At 73.6% G+C, this 16,877-nt stretch carries 15 protein-coding genes and 1 riboswitch; of the genes, 11 read left to right on the top strand and 4 right to left on the bottom strand.

Annotated features, from left to right (window positions below; all coding sequences use genetic code 11):
• On the bottom strand, positions 1-282 hold the full coding sequence (locus tag ACWCYO_RS19040; protein WP_030240061.1) for an Lrp/AsnC ligand binding domain-containing protein: 282 nt from the start codon (positions 280-282) through the stop codon (positions 1-3).
• A gap of 42 nt (positions 283-324) precedes the next feature.
• The gene (locus ACWCYO_RS19045) at positions 325-1,107 is read right to left on the bottom strand and encodes a rhomboid family intramembrane serine protease (protein ID WP_270147436.1); all 783 of its coding nucleotides are present in this window, start codon (positions 1,105-1,107) and stop codon (positions 325-327) included.
• A 201-nt stretch (positions 1,108-1,308) separates the two neighbouring features.
• On the opposite strand from ACWCYO_RS19045, the gene ACWCYO_RS19050 reads away from it, so the two are divergent.
• The 6 genes from ACWCYO_RS19050 to ACWCYO_RS19075 all read left to right on the top strand — a co-directional run bounded on the left by ACWCYO_RS19050 (position 1,309) and on the right by ACWCYO_RS19075 (position 8,640).
• Positions 1,309-1,572: a hypothetical protein gene (locus ACWCYO_RS19050; RefSeq protein WP_270147438.1), complete on the top strand. Its 264-nt coding sequence runs from the start codon at positions 1,309-1,311 to the stop codon at positions 1,570-1,572.
• Positions 1,573-1,988: 416 nt separating this feature from the next.
• Positions 1,989-3,290, top strand: coding sequence for an NYN domain-containing protein (locus ACWCYO_RS19055; protein WP_270151293.1), 1,302 nt, complete (start codon positions 1,989-1,991; stop codon positions 3,288-3,290).
• Between the two features lie 198 nt (positions 3,291-3,488).
• The gene (locus tag ACWCYO_RS19060; RefSeq protein WP_449784842.1) at positions 3,489-4,526 is read left to right on the top strand and encodes an NlpC/P60 family protein; all 1,038 of its coding nucleotides are present in this window, start codon (positions 3,489-3,491) and stop codon (positions 4,524-4,526) included.
• A 349-nt stretch (positions 4,527-4,875) separates the two neighbouring features.
• A riboswitch (cyclic di-AMP (ydaO/yuaA leader) is annotated at positions 4,876-5,029 on the top strand.
• Positions 5,030-5,039: 10 nt separating this feature from the next.
• Complete coding sequence (locus ACWCYO_RS19065) at positions 5,040-6,158, top strand: NlpC/P60 family protein (protein WP_449784843.1); 1,119 nt, start codon at positions 5,040-5,042, stop codon at positions 6,156-6,158.
• A 227-nt stretch (positions 6,159-6,385) separates the two neighbouring features.
• Complete coding sequence (locus ACWCYO_RS19070; RefSeq protein ID WP_270147444.1) at positions 6,386-7,432, top strand: C40 family peptidase; 1,047 nt, start codon at positions 6,386-6,388, stop codon at positions 7,430-7,432.
• Between the two features lie 38 nt (positions 7,433-7,470).
• A complete protein-coding gene (locus ACWCYO_RS19075; protein WP_270147446.1) occupies positions 7,471-8,640 on the top strand; it encodes a hypothetical protein in 1,170 nt (389 codons plus the stop codon).
• Here ACWCYO_RS19075 and ACWCYO_RS19080 read toward each other — a convergent pair.
• The gene (locus ACWCYO_RS19080) at positions 8,637-9,992 is read right to left on the bottom strand and encodes a glycosyltransferase 87 family protein (protein ID WP_270147448.1); all 1,356 of its coding nucleotides are present in this window, start codon (positions 9,990-9,992) and stop codon (positions 8,637-8,639) included. The two genes, ACWCYO_RS19075 and ACWCYO_RS19080, sit on opposite strands and share 4 nt — an antisense overlap.
• 211 nt (positions 9,993-10,203) lie before the next feature.
• Between ACWCYO_RS19080 and ACWCYO_RS19085 the strand changes: the two genes are divergently transcribed.
• Complete coding sequence (locus tag ACWCYO_RS19085) at positions 10,204-11,340, top strand: glycosyltransferase family 4 protein (protein WP_449784844.1); 1,137 nt, start codon at positions 10,204-10,206, stop codon at positions 11,338-11,340.
• Between the two features lie 57 nt (positions 11,341-11,397).
• Here the strand turns inward: ACWCYO_RS19085 and ACWCYO_RS19090 are convergent, their stop codons facing one another.
• On the bottom strand, positions 11,398-13,191 hold the full coding sequence (locus ACWCYO_RS19090; RefSeq protein WP_270147450.1) for an AMP-dependent synthetase/ligase: 1,794 nt from the start codon (positions 13,189-13,191) through the stop codon (positions 11,398-11,400).
• A 324-nt stretch (positions 13,192-13,515) separates the two neighbouring features.
• Between ACWCYO_RS19090 and ACWCYO_RS19095 the strand changes: the two genes are divergently transcribed.
• From ACWCYO_RS19095 to ACWCYO_RS19110, 4 genes are all read left to right on the top strand, one after another.
• A complete protein-coding gene (locus ACWCYO_RS19095) occupies positions 13,516-13,950 on the top strand; it encodes an SRPBCC family protein (RefSeq protein ID WP_270147453.1) in 435 nt (144 codons plus the stop codon).
• Between the two features lie 34 nt (positions 13,951-13,984).
• Complete coding sequence (locus tag ACWCYO_RS19100) at positions 13,985-15,157, top strand: ArsA family ATPase (protein WP_449784845.1); 1,173 nt, start codon at positions 13,985-13,987, stop codon at positions 15,155-15,157.
• 92 nt (positions 15,158-15,249) lie between these two features.
• Positions 15,250-15,642, top strand: coding sequence for a DUF5304 family protein (locus ACWCYO_RS19105; protein WP_449784846.1), 393 nt, complete (start codon positions 15,250-15,252; stop codon positions 15,640-15,642).
• 235 nt (positions 15,643-15,877) lie between these two features.
• Positions 15,878-16,822 (top strand): ROK family glucokinase, encoded by a 945-nt coding sequence (locus ACWCYO_RS19110; protein ID WP_270147457.1) that lies wholly within the window; start codon positions 15,878-15,880, stop codon positions 16,820-16,822.
• The last annotated feature ends 55 nt before the right edge of the window (positions 16,823-16,877 follow it).

Below are 16,877 nucleotides of genomic sequence, written 5' to 3' on the forward strand. Positions count from 1 at the left end.
TCACTCGTCCAGGCCGAGGGCGAACGCCGCTTCCAGGTCGTGCTGGGAGTAGGTGCGGAAGGCGATCTGGGTCTCGGTGTGGGCCACGCCCGGGACCTTGTTGAGCCGGCCCGGGATGACCTCGGCCAGGTCGTCGTGGCGGCGCACCCGGACCATCGCGACCAGGTCGTAGCCGCCCGTCACCGAGTAGACCTCGCTGACGCCCTCGATGGCGGCGATGGCCTCGGCGATCTCCGGGATGCGGTCGACACTGGTCTTGATCAGGACGATGGCGGTGATCACGTTCTCGGGCTCCTTCGTGGGGTGCGGCCAGCGTATCGGGCCTCAGCGGGGGCGTCTCGGGGGGTGCCCGACCATGGTGCAGGCGTACAGGAAGCCGGCCGAGAAGCCGATCACGTGCACCAGGTAGGCCACCCCGGGCCCGGCCGAGTGCACCGACCACCACTGCAGGGCGAACCAGAGGCCGAGCACCAGCCAGGCCGGGAAGCGCAGTGGGAGGAAGAGGAGCAGCGGGACCAGGGTGGTCACCCGGGCCTTCGGGTGGAAGCGCAGGTAGGCGCCGAGCACGCCGGAGATCGCGCCCGAGGCGCCGATCAGGACCCGGGTGAAGCCGGGGGAGTGCGCCTCGGCGAGGGCGAAGCCGTACGAGGCGAGGCTGCCGGCGGCCAGGTAGAAGAGGAGGTACCTGGCCCGGCCGAGCCGCCGTTCGACGGTGGGGCCGAAGACGTGGAGGAAGAGCAGGTTGCCCAGCAGGTGCAGCCAGCCGGCGTGCAGGAAGAGCCCGGTGAGGGCGGAGACCGCCGGGTGCTTGCCCGGGGTGGGGGCGGCGGGGCAGCCGGGGACCGGGTCGGGGCCGTCGGCCAGCTGCTCGGCGGTGAGCGGGTGGCCGGTCAGCAGCTCGGCGGGCACGGCGCCCCAGCGCTGCTCGTACCGCTGTTCGGCGCAGATCCGGGCCTGGCCGGTGCCGTACAGCGGGTTGAGGCCGGCGGCCGGGCCGAGCAGGAAGACCAGGGTGTTGAGCGCGATCAGGGCGTAGGTGACCGCCGGGGCGGGCACCGCCGGGCGGCCGTCCCGCGCGTCGGTGTGGTCGGGGGCCACGAGCGCCATGCGGCCAAGCATCCCTCCGTGCGCGGCAGGTGACACGGCGGTTTACGGCAGGTGGACCAGTCCTCCGGTTCCGGCAACCGGTGGTCGGGGCGGTTGCCCCAGGCAATAGGCTTGGGGCGGGCAATCCCGCCTCCCGCCGCCGACGCCGGGGCTCCGGGGGGAGCGCCTAGCCCACCCAGGGACCAGCCGAGAGGATCCCCGATGACCGTCCCCGCACTGACCGCCGAGACGCGCTGGCGCTGCACGCTGTGCGGCAACCTCACCCGCTTCGACGTGACCCGCACCGCGCGGGTGACCGAGTTCCTGCACTTCGACCTGGCCGGCGAGTCCAAGGTCGAGGAGACCGAGGTGCTCAGCGAGACGATCGAGTCGGTGCGCTGCCGCTGGTGCAACGCGGTGGACCAGGTCGAGCTGGTGGCCCGCCCGGGCGCCGAGGGTGCGGAAGCCCCCGCCGAGCAGGGCTGACCCCGTCGGTGCGGTGGGCGGTGCGCGACGCGGCCGTCCACCGCACGGGACAATACAGACAAGGCGCACGGAGCGTGACGACAGGGGCGGCCGCGGGCCGCACCCGCTGGACCAGGATCGGAGCCGAGGACGTGGTGGACGCAGCGAGGGAGCCCGGCGAAGCGCAGGGGCTTCAGCCCGCTGCGCAGGCACCGGAGCCGGCCGCCGGGACGGTCCCGTCCGAGAACGCTCCGTCGGAGGGCGGCGCGGCAGGGGCCGCTGCGTCCGGTGCCGATGACTCGGGCGCTGCTGACGCGGCCGGCGTCGAGCCGGGTGCCGCTGAGTCCGGTGCCGTCGAGCCGGGTGCCGTTGAGTCGGGTGCCGGTGGGTCCGGTGCCGTCGAGCCGGGTGCCGTCGCGGAGCGCGCGGCCGAGAAGCTGGACCGGCCGTTGCCGGAGGGCGTGCGCCGGCGCGTGGTCGGGCTGGCCTCGGACGCGCTGGGCGGGCTGCCGCCCGCGGAGCTGCCGCAGGGCCTGCGTCAGTACGTCAAGTTCACCCCGGCGCGGCGGGCCAAGTACGCGGCCACCGCGCTGGCGGCGGCGCTGGAGTCCGAGCCGGCGTTCCGGGTGCGGATAGCGGAGCGGCTGCGGCTGGGCCAGCCGGACCTGGTGAAGGCGCTGGAGTCGGGCACCGTCCCCGGCGCCGCCGATCCGATGGACGTCGCGGCCGCCGCCTACCTGGTGCGGTCGGCGGGCTGGAGCCGGCTGGTCACCGAGGCCGGCGAGGAGGCCGAGCGGGTCGGCGCCGAGGACGCCGTGGCGGAGGCCACCCGACTGGTGGAGAAGCTGCAGGCCGAGCTGGCCGAGGTACGGGCCGCCGCGCGCGCGGACCTGGACCGCCAGCGGGCGGAGTTCGAGGGCGTCCGGCGGGAGGCCGAGTCGCTGCGCAAGAAGGTGCGGTCGCTGGAGAGCGACACCCGGCGGGCACAGGCCGAGACCCGGCGGGTGACCGGGGAGCTGGAGGCCGCGAAGGCGCAGGCCGCGGGTGAGCGCAGCGCGGCGGAGAGCGAGGCGCGGCGGCTGCGGCACCGGGTGTCCGAGCTGGAGACCGTGGTCGAGCAGGGCCGTCGGTCGGCCCGGGAGGGGCGCAGCGTCGAGGACATGCGGCTGCGGCTGCTGCTGGACACCGTGCTGCAGTCGGCGCAGGGCCTGCAGCGCGAGCTGGCGCTGCCGGTCTCCCAGATCCGCCCGGCGGACCTGGTGGAGGCGGTGGTGCCGGGGGCGGCCTCGCCGCACGACGTGGCCCGGCGCGGCCTGGCCGAGGACGATCCGGCGCTGCTGGACCAGCTGCTGGCGATCCCGCAGGTGCACCTGGTGGTGGACGGCTACAACGTGACCAAGACCGGGTACCCGACGCTGCCGCTGGAGCAGCAGCGGATCCGGCTGCTGGGCGGGCTGGCGATGTTGGCCCAGCGCACCCAGGCGGAGGTCACCTGTGTGTTCGACGGGCAGGACCTGGACGTACCGGTCATCATGGCGCCGCCGCGCGGGGTGCGGGTACGGTTCAGCCGGACCGGGGAGACCGCGGACGAGTTGATCCGCCGTCTGGTCCGGGCCGAGCCGCAGGGCCGTCCGGTGGTGGTGGTGTCCACCGACCGGGAGGTCGCGGAGGGCGTGCGGAAGGCGGGCGCGCGCCCGGTGGCCTCGGTGCTGCTGCTGAACCGGCTGGCCCGGCCCTGACCCGGCCCGGTCGGATGATCCCTGGTCAGTGACCGTTTTGCGGTGGTGTGGGGATCCGGTGAAGTCAGCGTGGGGACCGTAGTTCACGCCTTCGGGGGAGTGGCAAAACGGATAGATCTTCACTAGGGTCTGGCGTCAAACCTATTTTCCGGAATCTCGCCCGAACGGGTGAGTCCGATGGAAGAAGGAGCCGGTCCCTTGGCCTCCCACCGCCGTCCCAAGCAGCCGAGCCGCGCACGGGTCTCCGTGCTCACCGCTGCCGCTGCGACCGCGGTCGCCCTCTCCGCCCAGGTGGCCGCGCACGCCGCGCCGCAGCCGAACACGTCCGACGTCAAGGCGCAGATCGACCAGCTCCAGCAGGAGCAGGAGCAGGCGGCGGAGAAGTACAACGGCGCCAAGGAGCGCGCCGACCAGCTCCGCAAGCAGGCCGACCAGCTGCAGGACCAGGTGGCCCGCAGTCAGGACCAGATGAGCCAGCTGCGGAGCGGCCTGGCCCAGGTCGCGGGCGAGCAGTACCGCACCGGCGGCATCGACCCGTCCGTCCAGCTGATGCTCTCCTCCGACCCGTCCGGTTACCTGGACAAGGCGTCGAGCGTCCAGCAGGCCAGCCAGAGCCAGACCGAGGCGCTCAAGGGTCTGCTCGACCAGCAGCGCCGGCTGGACCAGGAGAAGGCCGAGGCGGCCGCCGTGCTGGCGTCGCTGGACTCCACCACCAAGGACCTCAACCAGGCCAAGGCGGACGTCAACCAGAAGCTGAAGGCCGCGCAGGACCTGCTGAACTCGCTCAGCGCCGCCGACCGGGCCGCGCTGAAGGCCCAGCAGCAGCAGGACGACCGCGCCTCGCGCGGCACCGCGCGGGTCGACCTCACCAACCTGCCGCCGGCCAGCGGCTACGCGGCCGTGGCCGTGGCCAGGGCGATGAGCAGGCAGGGCTCGCCGTACGTGTGGGGCGCCACCGGGCCGAACACCTTCGACTGCTCGGGCCTGATGGTCTGGTCGTACGCCCAGGCCGGCGTCTCGCTGCCGCGCACCTCGCAGGAGCAGGGCGACGTCGGCACCCGGGTGCCCTCGCTGGACCAGGCCCAGCCGGGCGACCTGGTGATCTACGGCAGCGACCGGCACCACGTGGGGATGTACATCGGCAACGGCATGGTCGTCCACGCGCCGCACACCGGTGACGTGGTGAAGGTGATGAAGGCCGATGCGATGCCGATCAACACGATCCGCCGGGTCTGACGGTCCGACACTCCCGGGGCCCGGCCTCCGAACTGTGATATGCGCCACCTCCCGAGTCGGGGGGTGGCGCTTCGGGGTTCGTCCGTTCCATCCCGTTCCACCGCCGACCGGTGAGAGCCGATCAGCTTTGCGTGCGGCGGCGATCACCATCAGTCATTTTCACAAGAGAACATGGGTGATCTTCCGTCTTTTTTCTGACAAGGATTTGAACGGATCACGGTTCAGTTACTAGGGTCGTGCCCCGAACCACCGCACTGTCGATCACCCAGCCTGGGTGGCGGCGGTGGTTTCCGTCGAGTTCGCGAAACAGCGGGGCAGGTCGAAGCGACTGCCCGACAGGGGAGCCCAGTGGTCGGGGGCGCTGCGGAGCGGAGCCGGGGAACCATGTTCCTCCGGGGTGAATCGGCGCCAGGTCGGCCGTTGGTGAGGCCGTGAGGCGTCGTAGGGCATGCTTCCGGCCCGAACCCGTCAGCTCACCCGGTAGGCGGACGTAGGAAGAAGGAGTCCGCCTTCGTGGCGTCCCATCGTCGTCCCAAGCCCGCCAGCCGCGCTCGTGTCTCGATCCTGACCGGTTTCGCCGCCGCGGCCGTCGCCCTCTCCGCGCAGACCGGCGCCCACGCCGACCCGCAGCCGACCAAGGAACAGGTCAAGGAGCAGGTCGACCAGCTCAACGAGCAGGGCGAGCAGGCGACCGAGAAGTACAACGCGGCCCAGGAGAAGCAGCAGGCGCTGGAGAAGCAGGTCTCCGGCCTGCAGGACCAGGTGGCCCGTCAGCAGGCGCAGGTGACCGACCTGCAGGGCGGCCTCGCCGAGATCGCCGGCGAGCAGTACCGCAACGGCGGCATATCCCCGACCGTCCAGCTGATGTTCAACTCCAGCCCGGACAACTTCCTCAACCAGGCCGGGGCGCTGAACCAGGCCGGTGACACCCAGAAGAACCAGCTGAAGCAGCTCCAGGAGCAGCAGCGCAAGCTGGACCAGGACCGCACCGAGGCGCAGGGCAAGCTCGCCGAGCTCGAGTCCACCACCCAGCAGCTGAAGGCCTCCAAGGAGGACGTTCAGAACAAGCTGAAGGCCGCCCAGGACCTGCTCAACACGCTGACCGAGCAGGAGCGCCAGGCGCTCAAGGCGGCCGAGGACAAGGCCGCCGCCGACGCCCAGGCCAAGGCGGACGCCGCCGCGAAGGCCTCCCAGCCGGCCTCCGGCGACCGCGCCTCGCGCGACAGCGGCCGCTCCGACCTGGGCTCCTCGTCCGCGCCGGTCAAGATCGCCCCGGGCAGCTCGCACGGTGCCGCCGCGCTGGCCGCCGCCGCCTCCAAGGTCGGCAGCCCGTACGTCTGGGGCGCCACCGGTCCCGGCTCCTTCGACTGCTCGGGCCTGATGGTCTGGGCGTTCAACCAGGCCGGCGTGTCGCTGCCGCGCACCTCGCAGGAGCAGGCCGGCGCCGGCACCCGGATCGGCTCGGACCTCTCCCAGGCCCAGCCCGGCGACCTGCTGATCTTCTACAGCGACGCCCACCACGTCGGCATCTACGCGGGCAACGGTCAGGTGCTGCACGCTCCCAAGCCGGGCGCCTCGGTCCGCTACGAGGCCGTCTCCAACATGCCGCTGGCTTCCATCGTGCGGGTCTGATTCACGCCCCGACGTTCACGGGCCCGGTCCTCCGTCTCGGAGGGCCGGGCCTGCGGCTTTTCCGGCGGCTCGGGCTGGTGTCCGAATAAGGGTCAAATATTCGGGTCGGGAGGGGTTTGGACTCACTTGCCCGGACTCGCTAACGTCTGCCACCGGACTCCCGCTCGACGGCCGCCCACCGGGGCGCGGCCGCGGGGCCGCGCCGCAGGACTGGAGCCGTTGCCGCCATGCCCGTGCACCGTCGTTCCCAACTGCTCGCCCGTGCGCTGGTACTGACCGCGGCCGCCACCACGGCCCTGGGCGTGGCGACCGTCGGCAGCGCCCAGGCCGCCCCCGGGGCGCGGGACGCGCCCGATCGCAAGGGCGTCAAGACGCAGGTCGAGCAGCTGTACGACGAGGCCGAGCGGGCGTCGGAGAAGTACAACGCCGCGCAGGAGGCGCAGCAGCGGCTGCTGGGCGAGACCGCGAACCTGCAGGGCGAGGTCGCCACCGCGCAGGAGCAGCTCAACCAGCTGCGCGGGGACCTGGCGACGGTCGCCGGGGCCGAGTACCGGGGCGGCGGGATGACCCAGACCGTCCAGCTGATGCTCTCCACCGACCCCGCGGCCTACCTCGACCGCGCCCGCACCCTCGGCCAGGCCGCCGAGCGGCAGCAGGAGACGCTGCACGAGCTGGTCACCCGTCAGCGTCGGCTCGACCAGCGCCGCACCGAGACCGCGGCCAAGCTCGCCGAGCTGGACCAGGCCCGCCGCTCGCTGGCCGAGAACAAGCAGCAGATCCAGGAGCGGCTGACCAAGGCCCAGAAGCTGCTCAACAGCCTGGGCGTCGCCGAGCGGGCCAGGATGGCCGCCCAGGACGCCCGGGACGCCGAGCAGCGCGCCACCCGCGGCACCGACCGGCTGGACCTCGGCACGGCCCCGCCCGCCTCCGAGCGCGGGGCGGCCGCGCTGGCCGCCGCGGTGCGGATGATCGGCTCGCCCTACGTCTACGGAGCCACCGGGCCCCGTGCCTTCGACTGTTCCGGTCTGATGTACTACAGCTGGCGGCAGGCCGGAGTGACCCTGCCGCGGACCTCGCAGGCCCAGGCGTACGCCGGGCAGCGGATCAGCCTCTCCGAAGCACGGCCGGGAGACCTGGTGATCTTCTACCGGGACATGCACCACGTCGGGATGTACGCCGGCGGCGGGGTGATGGTGCACGCCCCGTACCCGGGCGCCAAGGTCCGGTACGAGAGCGTCGACGCGATGCCGGTCTCCGGGGTGGTCCGGCTCTGAGCGCGACGTCCTGCGGCCCGGCCGACATATCTCGTTGCGTGCTGTCCCGGCGCGGTGCGCTGCTGCTCGCGGCCGGCGGGCTGGCCCAGCTGTCGCTGCCCCCGGCCGCCCCGGCGGCGCGGCCGGGCGGGCGGACGGACGACCGGCGTGCCGAGGTGACCGAGTTGCTGGCGGCGCGAGCCCGCTCGCTGCCCGCCTGGTCCGGGCTCGCGGGGGCCGAGGCGGGGTACCGCAACCTGGTGCTGCCGCCCGAACGGGAGGCCTCGGCGGCCGGCGGGCCGGAGCGGCTGACCGCGTCCGTCGAGCTGGCGGTGCGGATCGCCGGGTACGACGAGTACCCCGTGGTGTACCCGCGCCGGATCGAGCTGGTCCGGGACCGGGGCGGCTGGCGGGTGGAGCACGAGGAGGGCACCAGCGGGCCCCCGGCGCTGTGGGACCTCGGCCCCGCCCGGACCGCCCCCGGTGCCCGGTGCCTGGTGCTCGGCCTGGCCGACGGGCCCGACCCGGCCGGCCTGGTCGCGGTGGGGGACCAGGCGGTGCCGGCCGTCAGCGCGGTCTGGGGCGGCGGCTGGCCCGGTCGGCTGCTGCTCGAACTGCCCGCCACCGAGGCGCAGTTCGCCCGGCTGCTGGAGGCCGACCCGGCGGGCTGGACGGGCATGGCGGCGGTCACCGTGGCCGCCTCCGGCGCGCCCTGGCACACCCCGGCGGACCGGGTGGTGGTCAACCCCGAGGCGTTCGGGCGGCTCAGCGACTTCGGCCGGCAGGTGGTGGTCACCCACGAGGCCACCCACGTCGCGACCCGGGCCGACACCCGGGCCTGGACCCCGCTGTGGCTCTCCGAGGGCGTCGCCGACTGGACCGCCTACCGCGGATCCGGCCGCCGCCCGCAGCAGATCGCCCCCGAGCTGACCCGGGACGTCGCCGCCGGGAAGCTGCCCACCGCGCTGCCCGCCGACGGGGACTTCGCCGCGGGTGCCGACGGCATCGCCCAGGCCTACGAGCAGGCCTGGCTCGCCTGCGACCTGATCGCCCGCCGGTACGGGACCGAGCGGCTGGTCGCCTTCTACCGGGCGGTCGGCGCGGCCGACGGCCAGGGCGAGGACCGGGAGCACCGCACCGACCGGCTGCTGCGCGGCGAACTGGGCGTCGGACTCGCCGAGTTCACCAGGCTCTGGCTGGCCGAGGTGGAGGCGCTGAAAGCCGGCTAACGCCCGGCCGGGTGGTCGATGCCGTCCAGCAGGTCCTGCTCGTACGCGATGCCCGGGCGCACCGGATAGGCGGAGGCGGCCGGCAGTGCGGCGGGCTCGGACAGCACCACGGTGGGCGGCAGGGGCGCCGCGGCGCGGGTGGAGCGCCAGAGCCGGATGCAGGAGAGCACGGTGGCGGTCAGCAGCAGCAGGTTGCGCAGGCCCAGCACGGTGATCGCCAGCGGCTCGCTGTTCAGGACCTGGGTGAACATGGTCGGGAACTCGAGCAGGGTGAGCGGGCAGGCGACCAGGATCAGCAGCGCCACCGGCCGCTGGCTGGTGCCGCGCACGGTCAGGCAGACCGCCGCCACGCCGATCAGCCAGACCAGGTACTGCGGGCTGATCACCCGGCTGGTCACCACGAAGATCAGCAGCGCGCACAGCGCCGCGTCGTACATGGTGGCCGCGTTGCGGCGGCGGGCGGTGAAGCGCCACATCAGCAGCCAGAGGAAGCCCAGCACGGTGCCGGCCATCATCACCTTGCTGATCACGCTGACCCACGGCCCGAGCATCTCGGGGGAGCCGTAGTTCATGGTGACCCTGCCGTTCCAGCCCCCGGCCAGCCGGGCCAGGTGCAGCGGCAGGGCGCCGACCGACTCGACCTCGATCCCGCGGTCCTTCTGGAAGGCCAGGAAGCCGAAGGCGCCGTTCATCCCGGCCGCGAGCAGGAAGCCCACCGAGACGGCGGTGGCCGCCGCCAGCGTCCAGGAACGGCGGGTGCGGCGGCCGGACGGGGTGCCGATCAGGCCGAGCAGCGGCCAGACCTTGACGATGCCGCCGAGGCCCAGCAGCAGCCCGCCGACCGCCGGGCGGCGGATCAGCGCGAGCAGGCCGGCCAGGGCGAGCGCGGTGACCAGGAGGTCGAAGCGGTTGTAGATCATCGGGCCGAGCAGCGGCACGCCGACCACCCACATCCAGGCGCCGGTCAGCGCCCGGCCCCGGCGCAGGCCGGTGCGGATAAGCAGCGCGGCCGCGGCGGCGTCGGCGATGCCGCAGATCACCCAGAACGAGGTCAGGTACGACCAGGGCAGCAGGCCCGGCAGCAGGATCACCAGGGCGGCGCCCGGCGGGTACTGCCAGGTCACGTCGTCGAACGGGAAGGTGCCGGTCTGCAGCACGCCGTACCAGGCGTGGTAGATCATCCAGACGTCGGCCGTGACGTCGCCGCCGGGCGACTTCAGCACGCCGGTCATCAGCAGCACCAGCACGGTGCGGGTGGCCACCCAGACCGCGACGAGGGCGGCCAGCGCCCCGAGCGGGCGGCCGAGGCGGCCGCGCGAAGAACCGGACTCGGTGGCCGGGGCCAACTCCACTGCGCTCCCTCGTTCGTCTCGACGTCCTCACCGGAGGCGTCGTACTGACGGACGCCCGGGCCGCCGCATCGCGGCCTAGGTACTAGGACTGACCCGGGGGTCAAACGGTTGCCGTACGCGGTTCCGTTCCCGGCGGGTCATGGTGTTGACCTATCGTACGGATCACCCAGCGGTACACCGAGCACCCCCCGACCGAGCGAGCCGTGGCCTGATGCACAGAACCTTGATCGTCACCAATGACTTCCCGCCCCGCCCGGGAGGCATCCAGGCCTTCGTGCACAACATGGCCGTCCGTCAGCCGGCCGGGAGCATCGTGGTGTACGCCTCGACCTGGCGGGACGGCACCGAGGTGCGGCGCTTCGACGCCGAGCAGCCGTTCCCGGTGATCCGGGACCGCACGAAGGTGATGGTTCCCACACCCCGGGTCACCCGGCGGGCCGCCGAGATCCTGCGCGCGGAGAAGTGCGACTCGGTCTGGTTCGGCGCCGCGGCCCCGCTCGGCCTGATGGCGCCGACGCTGCGCCGGGCCGGGGCCGGGCGGTTGCTCGGCATGACCCACGGGCACGAGGCCGCCTGGGCCCAGCTGCCGGGCTCCCGGCAGCTGCTGCGGCGGATCGGCGCGGGCACCGACGTGCTGACGTACCTGGGCGAGTACACCCGCTCGCGGATCGCCGCCGCGGTCGGGCCGCGGGCCGCGGCCCGGATGGTGCAGCTGCCGCCGGGTGTGGACGAGTCGACCTTCCACCCCGGCTCCGGGGGCGCCGAGGTGCGCCGACGGCTGGGGCTGGCGGACCGGCCGGTGGTGGTGTGCGTCTCCCGGCTGGTGCCGCGCAAGGGGCAGGACACCCTGATCGAGGCGATGCCGCAGATCCTGGCGGACGTGCCGGACGCGGTGCTGCTGATCGTCGGAGGCGGGCCGTACCGGGCGGAGCTGGAGAAGCTGGCGGACGCCAAGGGCGTACGGGCCTCGGTGCGGTTCACCGGCTCGGTGCCCTGGGAGGAGCTGCCCGCCCACTACGGGGCCGGGGACGTCTTCGCGATGCCCTGCCGGACCCGCCGCGGGGGGCTGGACGTGGAGGGGCTGGGGATCGTCTACCTGGAGGCCTCGGCGACCGGCCTGCCGGTGGTCGCGGGGGACTCCGGCGGGGCGCCGGACGCGGTGCTGGAGGGCGAGACCGGATACGTGGTGCCCGGCGGCTCGGCCGCGGCGGCCGCGGAGCGGATCGTCCGGCTGCTGCGGGACGAGGAGCTGCGGCGGCGGATGGGCGAGGCCGGGCGGCGCTGGGTGGAGCGCTCCTGGCGCTGGGACCTGCTGGCCGGGCGGCTGACCTCGCTGCTGGCGGCCTGACGCGCGGACGGGCCCCGCCTCTCCCTGCGGGAGGAGGCGGGGCCCGTCCGTGTGCTGCTACTTCTTGTACAGCGCCTCGATCTCGGCGGCGTAGTCCTTCAGCACGACGTTGCGCTTGAGCTTGAGCGAGGGCGTCAGGTGGCCGCTCTCCTCGGAGAACTCGGTGTCCAGCAGGCGGAACTTCTTGACCGCCTCGGCGTGCGAGACGGCCGCGTTGCCGTCGTCCACCGCGGTCTGCAGGGCGGCCAGCAGGTCAGGGTCGTCGGCGAGCTCGGCGACGGTGGCGGTGGCGGGCTTGCCGTTGAGCTCCTTCCACTTCGGGAAGAAGTCCGGGTCGACGGTGAGCAGGCAGGCGATGAAGGGCTTGCGGTCGCCGACCACCATGACCTCGCCGACCAGGGCGTGGGCCCGGATCCGGTCCTCGATCACGGCCGGGGCGACGTTCTTGCCGCCGGCGGTGACGATGATCTCCTTCTTGCGGCCGGTGATGGTCAGGTAGCCCTCGGAGTCCAGCGAGCCGAGGTCACCGGTCGCCATCCAGCCGTCCTTGAGGGTGTCGGCGGTGGCCTGCGGGTTGTTCCAGTAGCCGGTGAAGACGTGCGGGCCCTTGAAGAAGACCTCGCCGTCCTCGGCGATCCGGACGGAGGCGCCGGGGACCGGCTGGCCGACCGTACCGATCTTCGGCTTGTCCCACGGGTTGAAGGCGGTGGCCGCGCAGGTCTCGGTCAGGCCGTAGCCCTCCAGGACGGTGAAGCCGATGCCCCGGTAGAAGTGGCCGAGCCGCTCGCCGAGCGGGGCGCCGCCGGAGATCGCGTGGGTGGCCCGGCCGCCGAGGGCGGCGCGCAGCTTGCTGTAGACCAGCTTGTCGAAGACGGCGTGCTTGAGCCGCAGGACCAGGCCCGCGCCGCCGGCGTCCAGCGCCCGGCTGTAGGCGATCGCGGTCTCGGCGGCCTTGTCGAAGATCTTGCCCTTGCCGTCGGCCTGGGCCTTGGCACGGGCGGTGTTGTAGACCTTCTCGAAGACTCTGGGCACGCCCAGGATCAGGGTCGGCCGGAAGGCGGCCAGCTCGGCGGTGACGTCCTTGATGTCGGAGACGTGGCCCAGCTTGATCGGGGCCATCGCCGGGGCGATCTCGGCGATCCGGCCGAGCACGTGGGCCAGCGGCAGGAAGAGCAGGACGGAGCTGTCGCCGGTGCGGAACAGCGGGGTGAGGCGCTCGACGATGTTGCCGCACTCGGCGAGGAAGTTGCCGTGCGTCAGCTGACAGCCCTTCGGGCGGCCGGTGGTGCCCGAGGTGTAGACGATGGTGGCGACGTCGTCGGGGCCGGCGATCGCGCGGCGCTCCTGGACGGTCGCGTCCGGGACGTCCCGGCCGGCCTCGGCCAGCGCGGCGAGCGCGCCGCCCTCGATCTGCCAGGTGTGCTTCAGCTCCGGCAGCCGGTCGCGGACCTCGCCGACCACCTTGACGTGCTGGTCGGTCTCGGTGAGGACGGCGACCGCGCCCGAGTCGCCGAGGATCCACTCGACCTGCTCGGCGGAGGACGTCTCGTACACCGGCACGGTGATCGCGCCGGCCGTCCAGATCGCGAAGTCCAGCAGCGTCCACTCGTACCGGGTGCGGGACATGATGCCCACCCGGTCGCCGGGCTCGATGCCCGCGGCGATCAGGCCCTTCGCGGCGGCGTGCACCTCGGCGAGGAACTGGACCGAGGTCAACTCCTCCCAGCGGCCGTCCACCTTGCGGCTGAGCACCGCGACGTCCGGGTGGACCTCGGCGTTCCGGTGCACAGGGTCGGAGAGGTTACCGCCGCTCGGTACCTGGTAGAGGGCCGGAAGGCTGAAGTCGAGCAAGACTGCTCCTCGTTCGCGACGCTGCGGGACGGCAGGACGTTACTGCCCGGTAGGCAGCTTCGACCAGGGGGGTCGGCCCCGGTGTTCGAAGTGTCACACCCGGCCGGGTCGGACCAGGCCGTGACCGGGTCGTTCGACTGGCACCCTACGGCAGCCCACCGGTGACCGGCCGGTAGCATGCCCCGCCGCCCGCCCCGCAGCGCCTGCCGCCGGTGCCCGCGCGGCCGAGTCGATCGCCGGTCGCGATAGCCTGCTCCGGGCGGATCGGGTCGAGCGCGCCTCGACCGGACCGGCAGGCAGAGGGACGAGGCGGAGGGCCATTCCATGGCGGAGCACACCAGGTCGGACATCACCATCGACGCGACCCCGGCCGAGGTCATGGCCGTGATCGCCGACTTCGCCGCCTACCCGGCCTGGACCGGCGAGGTCAAGGAGATCGAGGTCCTGGAGACCGGCGAGGACGGCCGCGCCGCCAAGGTCCGACTGCTGCTCGACGCCGGCGCGATCCGCGACGAGCACACCCTCGCCTACACCTGGGACGACGACCGCGAAGTCAGCTGGACCCTCGTCCGCAGCCAGATGCTCCGCTCGCTGGACGGCTCCTACACCCTCGCCCCGCTGGCCGGCGGCCGCACCGAGGTCACCTACCAGCTCGCCGTGGACGTCAAGATCCCGATGCTCGGCATGATCAAGCGCAAGGCCGAGAAGGTCATCATCGACCGCGCGCTGGCCGGCCTGAAGAAGCGCGTCGAGGGCTGACGAGGACCGGCACGGCGGAACGGGGGCTGACGGCATGACGGCGATGCGCACCATCCTGGTCAGCGGTGACGCGGGCGCGCCCATCGTGGCCGCCGCCACCGCCCTGCACGCCGCCCGTGGCGGCCACCGCACCTGGCTGCTGGCCGCCGACGACCCGCACCGCACCCTGGACGCCGCCCTCGGCACCCGCCTGGAACCCGAACCGCTCGACTACGCACCCGGCCTGACGGTCTCCCGGATCGACGAGCAGGCCGCCTTCCGCTACGCCGTCGGCGAGCTCACCGGCCGGCTGGGGCCCGCCCTCGACCTGCTCGGCGCCGAACAGCTGGACCCCGAGGAACTGACCGCCCTCCCCGGCATCGCCCGGCTCGCCCTGCTGCGCGCCCTGCCCGCCGCCGACCAGGACGTCCTGGTGGTGCTCGCCCCGCCGCCCGCCGAACTGATCGCCACCCTCGCCCTGCCCGAGCAACTGACCCGCTACCTGGACCGGCTGGTGCCCGAGCAGCGGCAGGCCGCCCGAGCGCTGCGCCCGCTGCTGGCCGGGCTGGCCGGCGTCCCGATGCCCGCCGAGTGGCTGTACGAGGGGCGCACCAAGGCCGCCGCGGTGCTCGCCGAGTCCCGCGCCGCGGTCGGTGACCCGGGCACCAGCGTGCGCCTGGTCGTACCGGCCGACGGCCACCCGTACGAGGAGCTGCGCCGGATCCGCGCCGGGCTCGCGCTGTACGGGCACCGGCCGGACGCCGTCGTGGTGCACGGCGCGCTGCCGCCGGCCGCCCTCGCCTCGCCCGACCCCTGGCTGGCCGCGCTGGCCCGCCGCCGCCAGGAGGAACTGGACCGGCTCACCGCCGGGACCGACGCCCCGGTGCTGGTCACCGGCCTGGCCGACGGCACCCTGGAGGCCGTCGCCGACCGCCTCTACGGCGACGGGCCCGGCCCCGAGCGGCTGGACCCGCAGCCCTGGCCGGTCGAGGACCGGCTCGCCGAGGACGGCCTGCTGGTCTGGCACCTCGACCTGCCCGGCGCCGAGCGCGCCGGGCTGGACCTGGTCCGCCGGGGCGACGACCTGGTGGTCGGCCTCGGCGCCCACCGCCGGGTGCTCCCGCTGCCCGCCGCGCTGCGCCGCTGCACGGTCGCCGGGGCGGGGCTGCACGAGGGCGTGCTGTCGGTGCGGTTCGCGCCCGACCCTTCGCTCTGGCCGCAGGGCTGACGGCCTTTCGGCCTTTCGAGGTGGCGCGGCCGGTCGGGTAGCGTCGGGCCGGAGGGCCGCGGGGTGCGGCCACGGCTGAGGAGGCGCCCGCGATGACCAGCACCGACGACCGTACCGAGCCCGGCGCGGAGCAGGGCGACGGGCCGACCCACCCGTTCGGGCCGGAGCTGGGCCCGCTGGTGGACGAGGTGCGCCGGTTCGCCGCCGCCGTCGGAGAGAAGGCGCAGGAGACCAGCGCCACCAGTCTGATCGCCCTGTCCGGGCTCGCCGACCGCCTGCGCACCCAGCAGCCGGAGGTCTACTCCCACCTCGCCGCCGCCGGCTCCGGGTTGGCCGCCGCGGGCGCCGAGCTGCTGGCCGCGTACCGGGCCGCGGTGGCCGGGCACGAGCAGCGCTGGACGGCGGGGGAGGGGGCGCCGGTGGAGAAGATCGACCTCGACGAGCCCGGCCGGGCCGGGGGCGCCGACGGTGCCGACCACGGCTGACCGGGGGCTGACCGGGGCTGACGGGATGTTCGCCAAGCAGTGAATCCGTAACCTTCGGAGGGTGATCGCGTTGCTCTGTTGCGTCACGAAGGATGAGATTAGATAAGACTTTTGAAGCGTCGCGGCCCGGTTTCCCCAGAATTGTCTTCGGATAATGTATGCGAGGCTGTGTACGGGGGCGGGGTTGGGCGGTACCGTTCCGTCCAGCGGGAACGAGTGAATAGCTGAGGGACACATGGCTCTGACCATCGGCGTCGATGTCGGCGGGACCAAGATCGCGGCAGGCGTGGTCGACGAGGCGGGTGCGATCCTGGCGCGGACCCGGGTCCCCACCCCGGCCGACCCCCAGTGGGCGGTCGACGCCATCGCGCAGGCCGTGCGCGAACTCAAGGAGCAGCACCCCGACGTCACCGCGGTCGGCGTCGGTGCCCCCGGCTTCGTCGACAGCAACCGCTCGACGGTGATCTTCGCGCCCAACATCGACTGGGAGAACGAGCCGCTGCGCGGCCGGATCGAGGAGCTCACCGGGCTGTCCGCGGTCGTCGAGAACGACGCCAACTGCGCCGCCTGGGCCGAGTTCCGCTTCGGCGCGGCCGCCGACCACCAGGACATGGTGCTGATCACCGTCGGCACCGGCATCGGCGGCGGCATCGTCCTCGACGGGCGGCTGCACCGCGGCCGCTTCGGTGTGGCCGGCGAGATCGGCCACCTCAACATGGTCCCGGACGGCCTGCCGTGCGGCTGCGGCGGCAAGGGCTGTTGGGAGCAGTACGGCTCCGGGCGCGCGCTGCGCCGCTACGGCCGGGAGAAGGCCGCGGCCGACCCGCTGCGCGGCCGGCGGATGCTGGAGCTCAACGACGGTGTCGCCGAGACCATCCGCGGCATCCACATCACCGAGGCGGCCGAGGAGGGCGACCCGCTCGCCCTGGAGTGCTACGCCGAGCTGGCCGACTGGCTGGGCCGCGGCATGGCCGACCTCGCCGCGCTGTTCGACCCGGGCGTGTTCGTCCTCGGCGGCGGGGTCTCCGACTCCGGCCGGCTGCTGCTCGACCCGGTCGCCAAGGCCTTCGAGCACTACCTGACCGGGGGGGTGCACCGCCCGCGCGCCGAGGTCGTGCTCGCCTCGATGGGCTCCGCGGCCGGCATCGTCGGCGCGGCGGACCTCGCCCGTACCGCCTGACGGTTATTCCCCCTTCGCCGCCGGGGCGCTCGTGCCCGGTGCCGACGGTCGTCGG

The sequence above is a fragment of the Kitasatospora sp. NPDC001683 genome (genome assembly GCF_053596495.1).

Coding starts and splice junctions, on each gene's coding strand:
- ACWCYO_RS19045 (WP_270147436.1), bottom strand. CDS start 1,107: ATGGCGCTCGTGGCCCCCGACCACACCGACGCGCGGGACGGCCGCCCG.
- ACWCYO_RS19050 (WP_270147438.1), top strand. CDS start 1,309: ATGACCGTCCCCGCACTGACCGCCGAGACGCGCTGGCGCTGCACGCTG.
- ACWCYO_RS19070 (WP_270147444.1), top strand. CDS start 6,386: ATGCCCGTGCACCGTCGTTCCCAACTGCTCGCCCGTGCGCTGGTACTG.
- ACWCYO_RS19085 (WP_449784844.1), top strand. CDS start 10,204: ATGCACAGAACCTTGATCGTCACCAATGACTTCCCGCCCCGCCCGGGA.
- ACWCYO_RS19095 (WP_270147453.1), top strand. CDS start 13,516: ATGGCGGAGCACACCAGGTCGGACATCACCATCGACGCGACCCCGGCC.
- ACWCYO_RS19100 (WP_449784845.1), top strand. CDS start 13,985: ATGACGGCGATGCGCACCATCCTGGTCAGCGGTGACGCGGGCGCGCCC.
- ACWCYO_RS19105 (WP_449784846.1), top strand. CDS start 15,250: ATGACCAGCACCGACGACCGTACCGAGCCCGGCGCGGAGCAGGGCGAC.
- ACWCYO_RS19110 (WP_270147457.1), top strand. CDS start 15,878: ATGGCTCTGACCATCGGCGTCGATGTCGGCGGGACCAAGATCGCGGCA.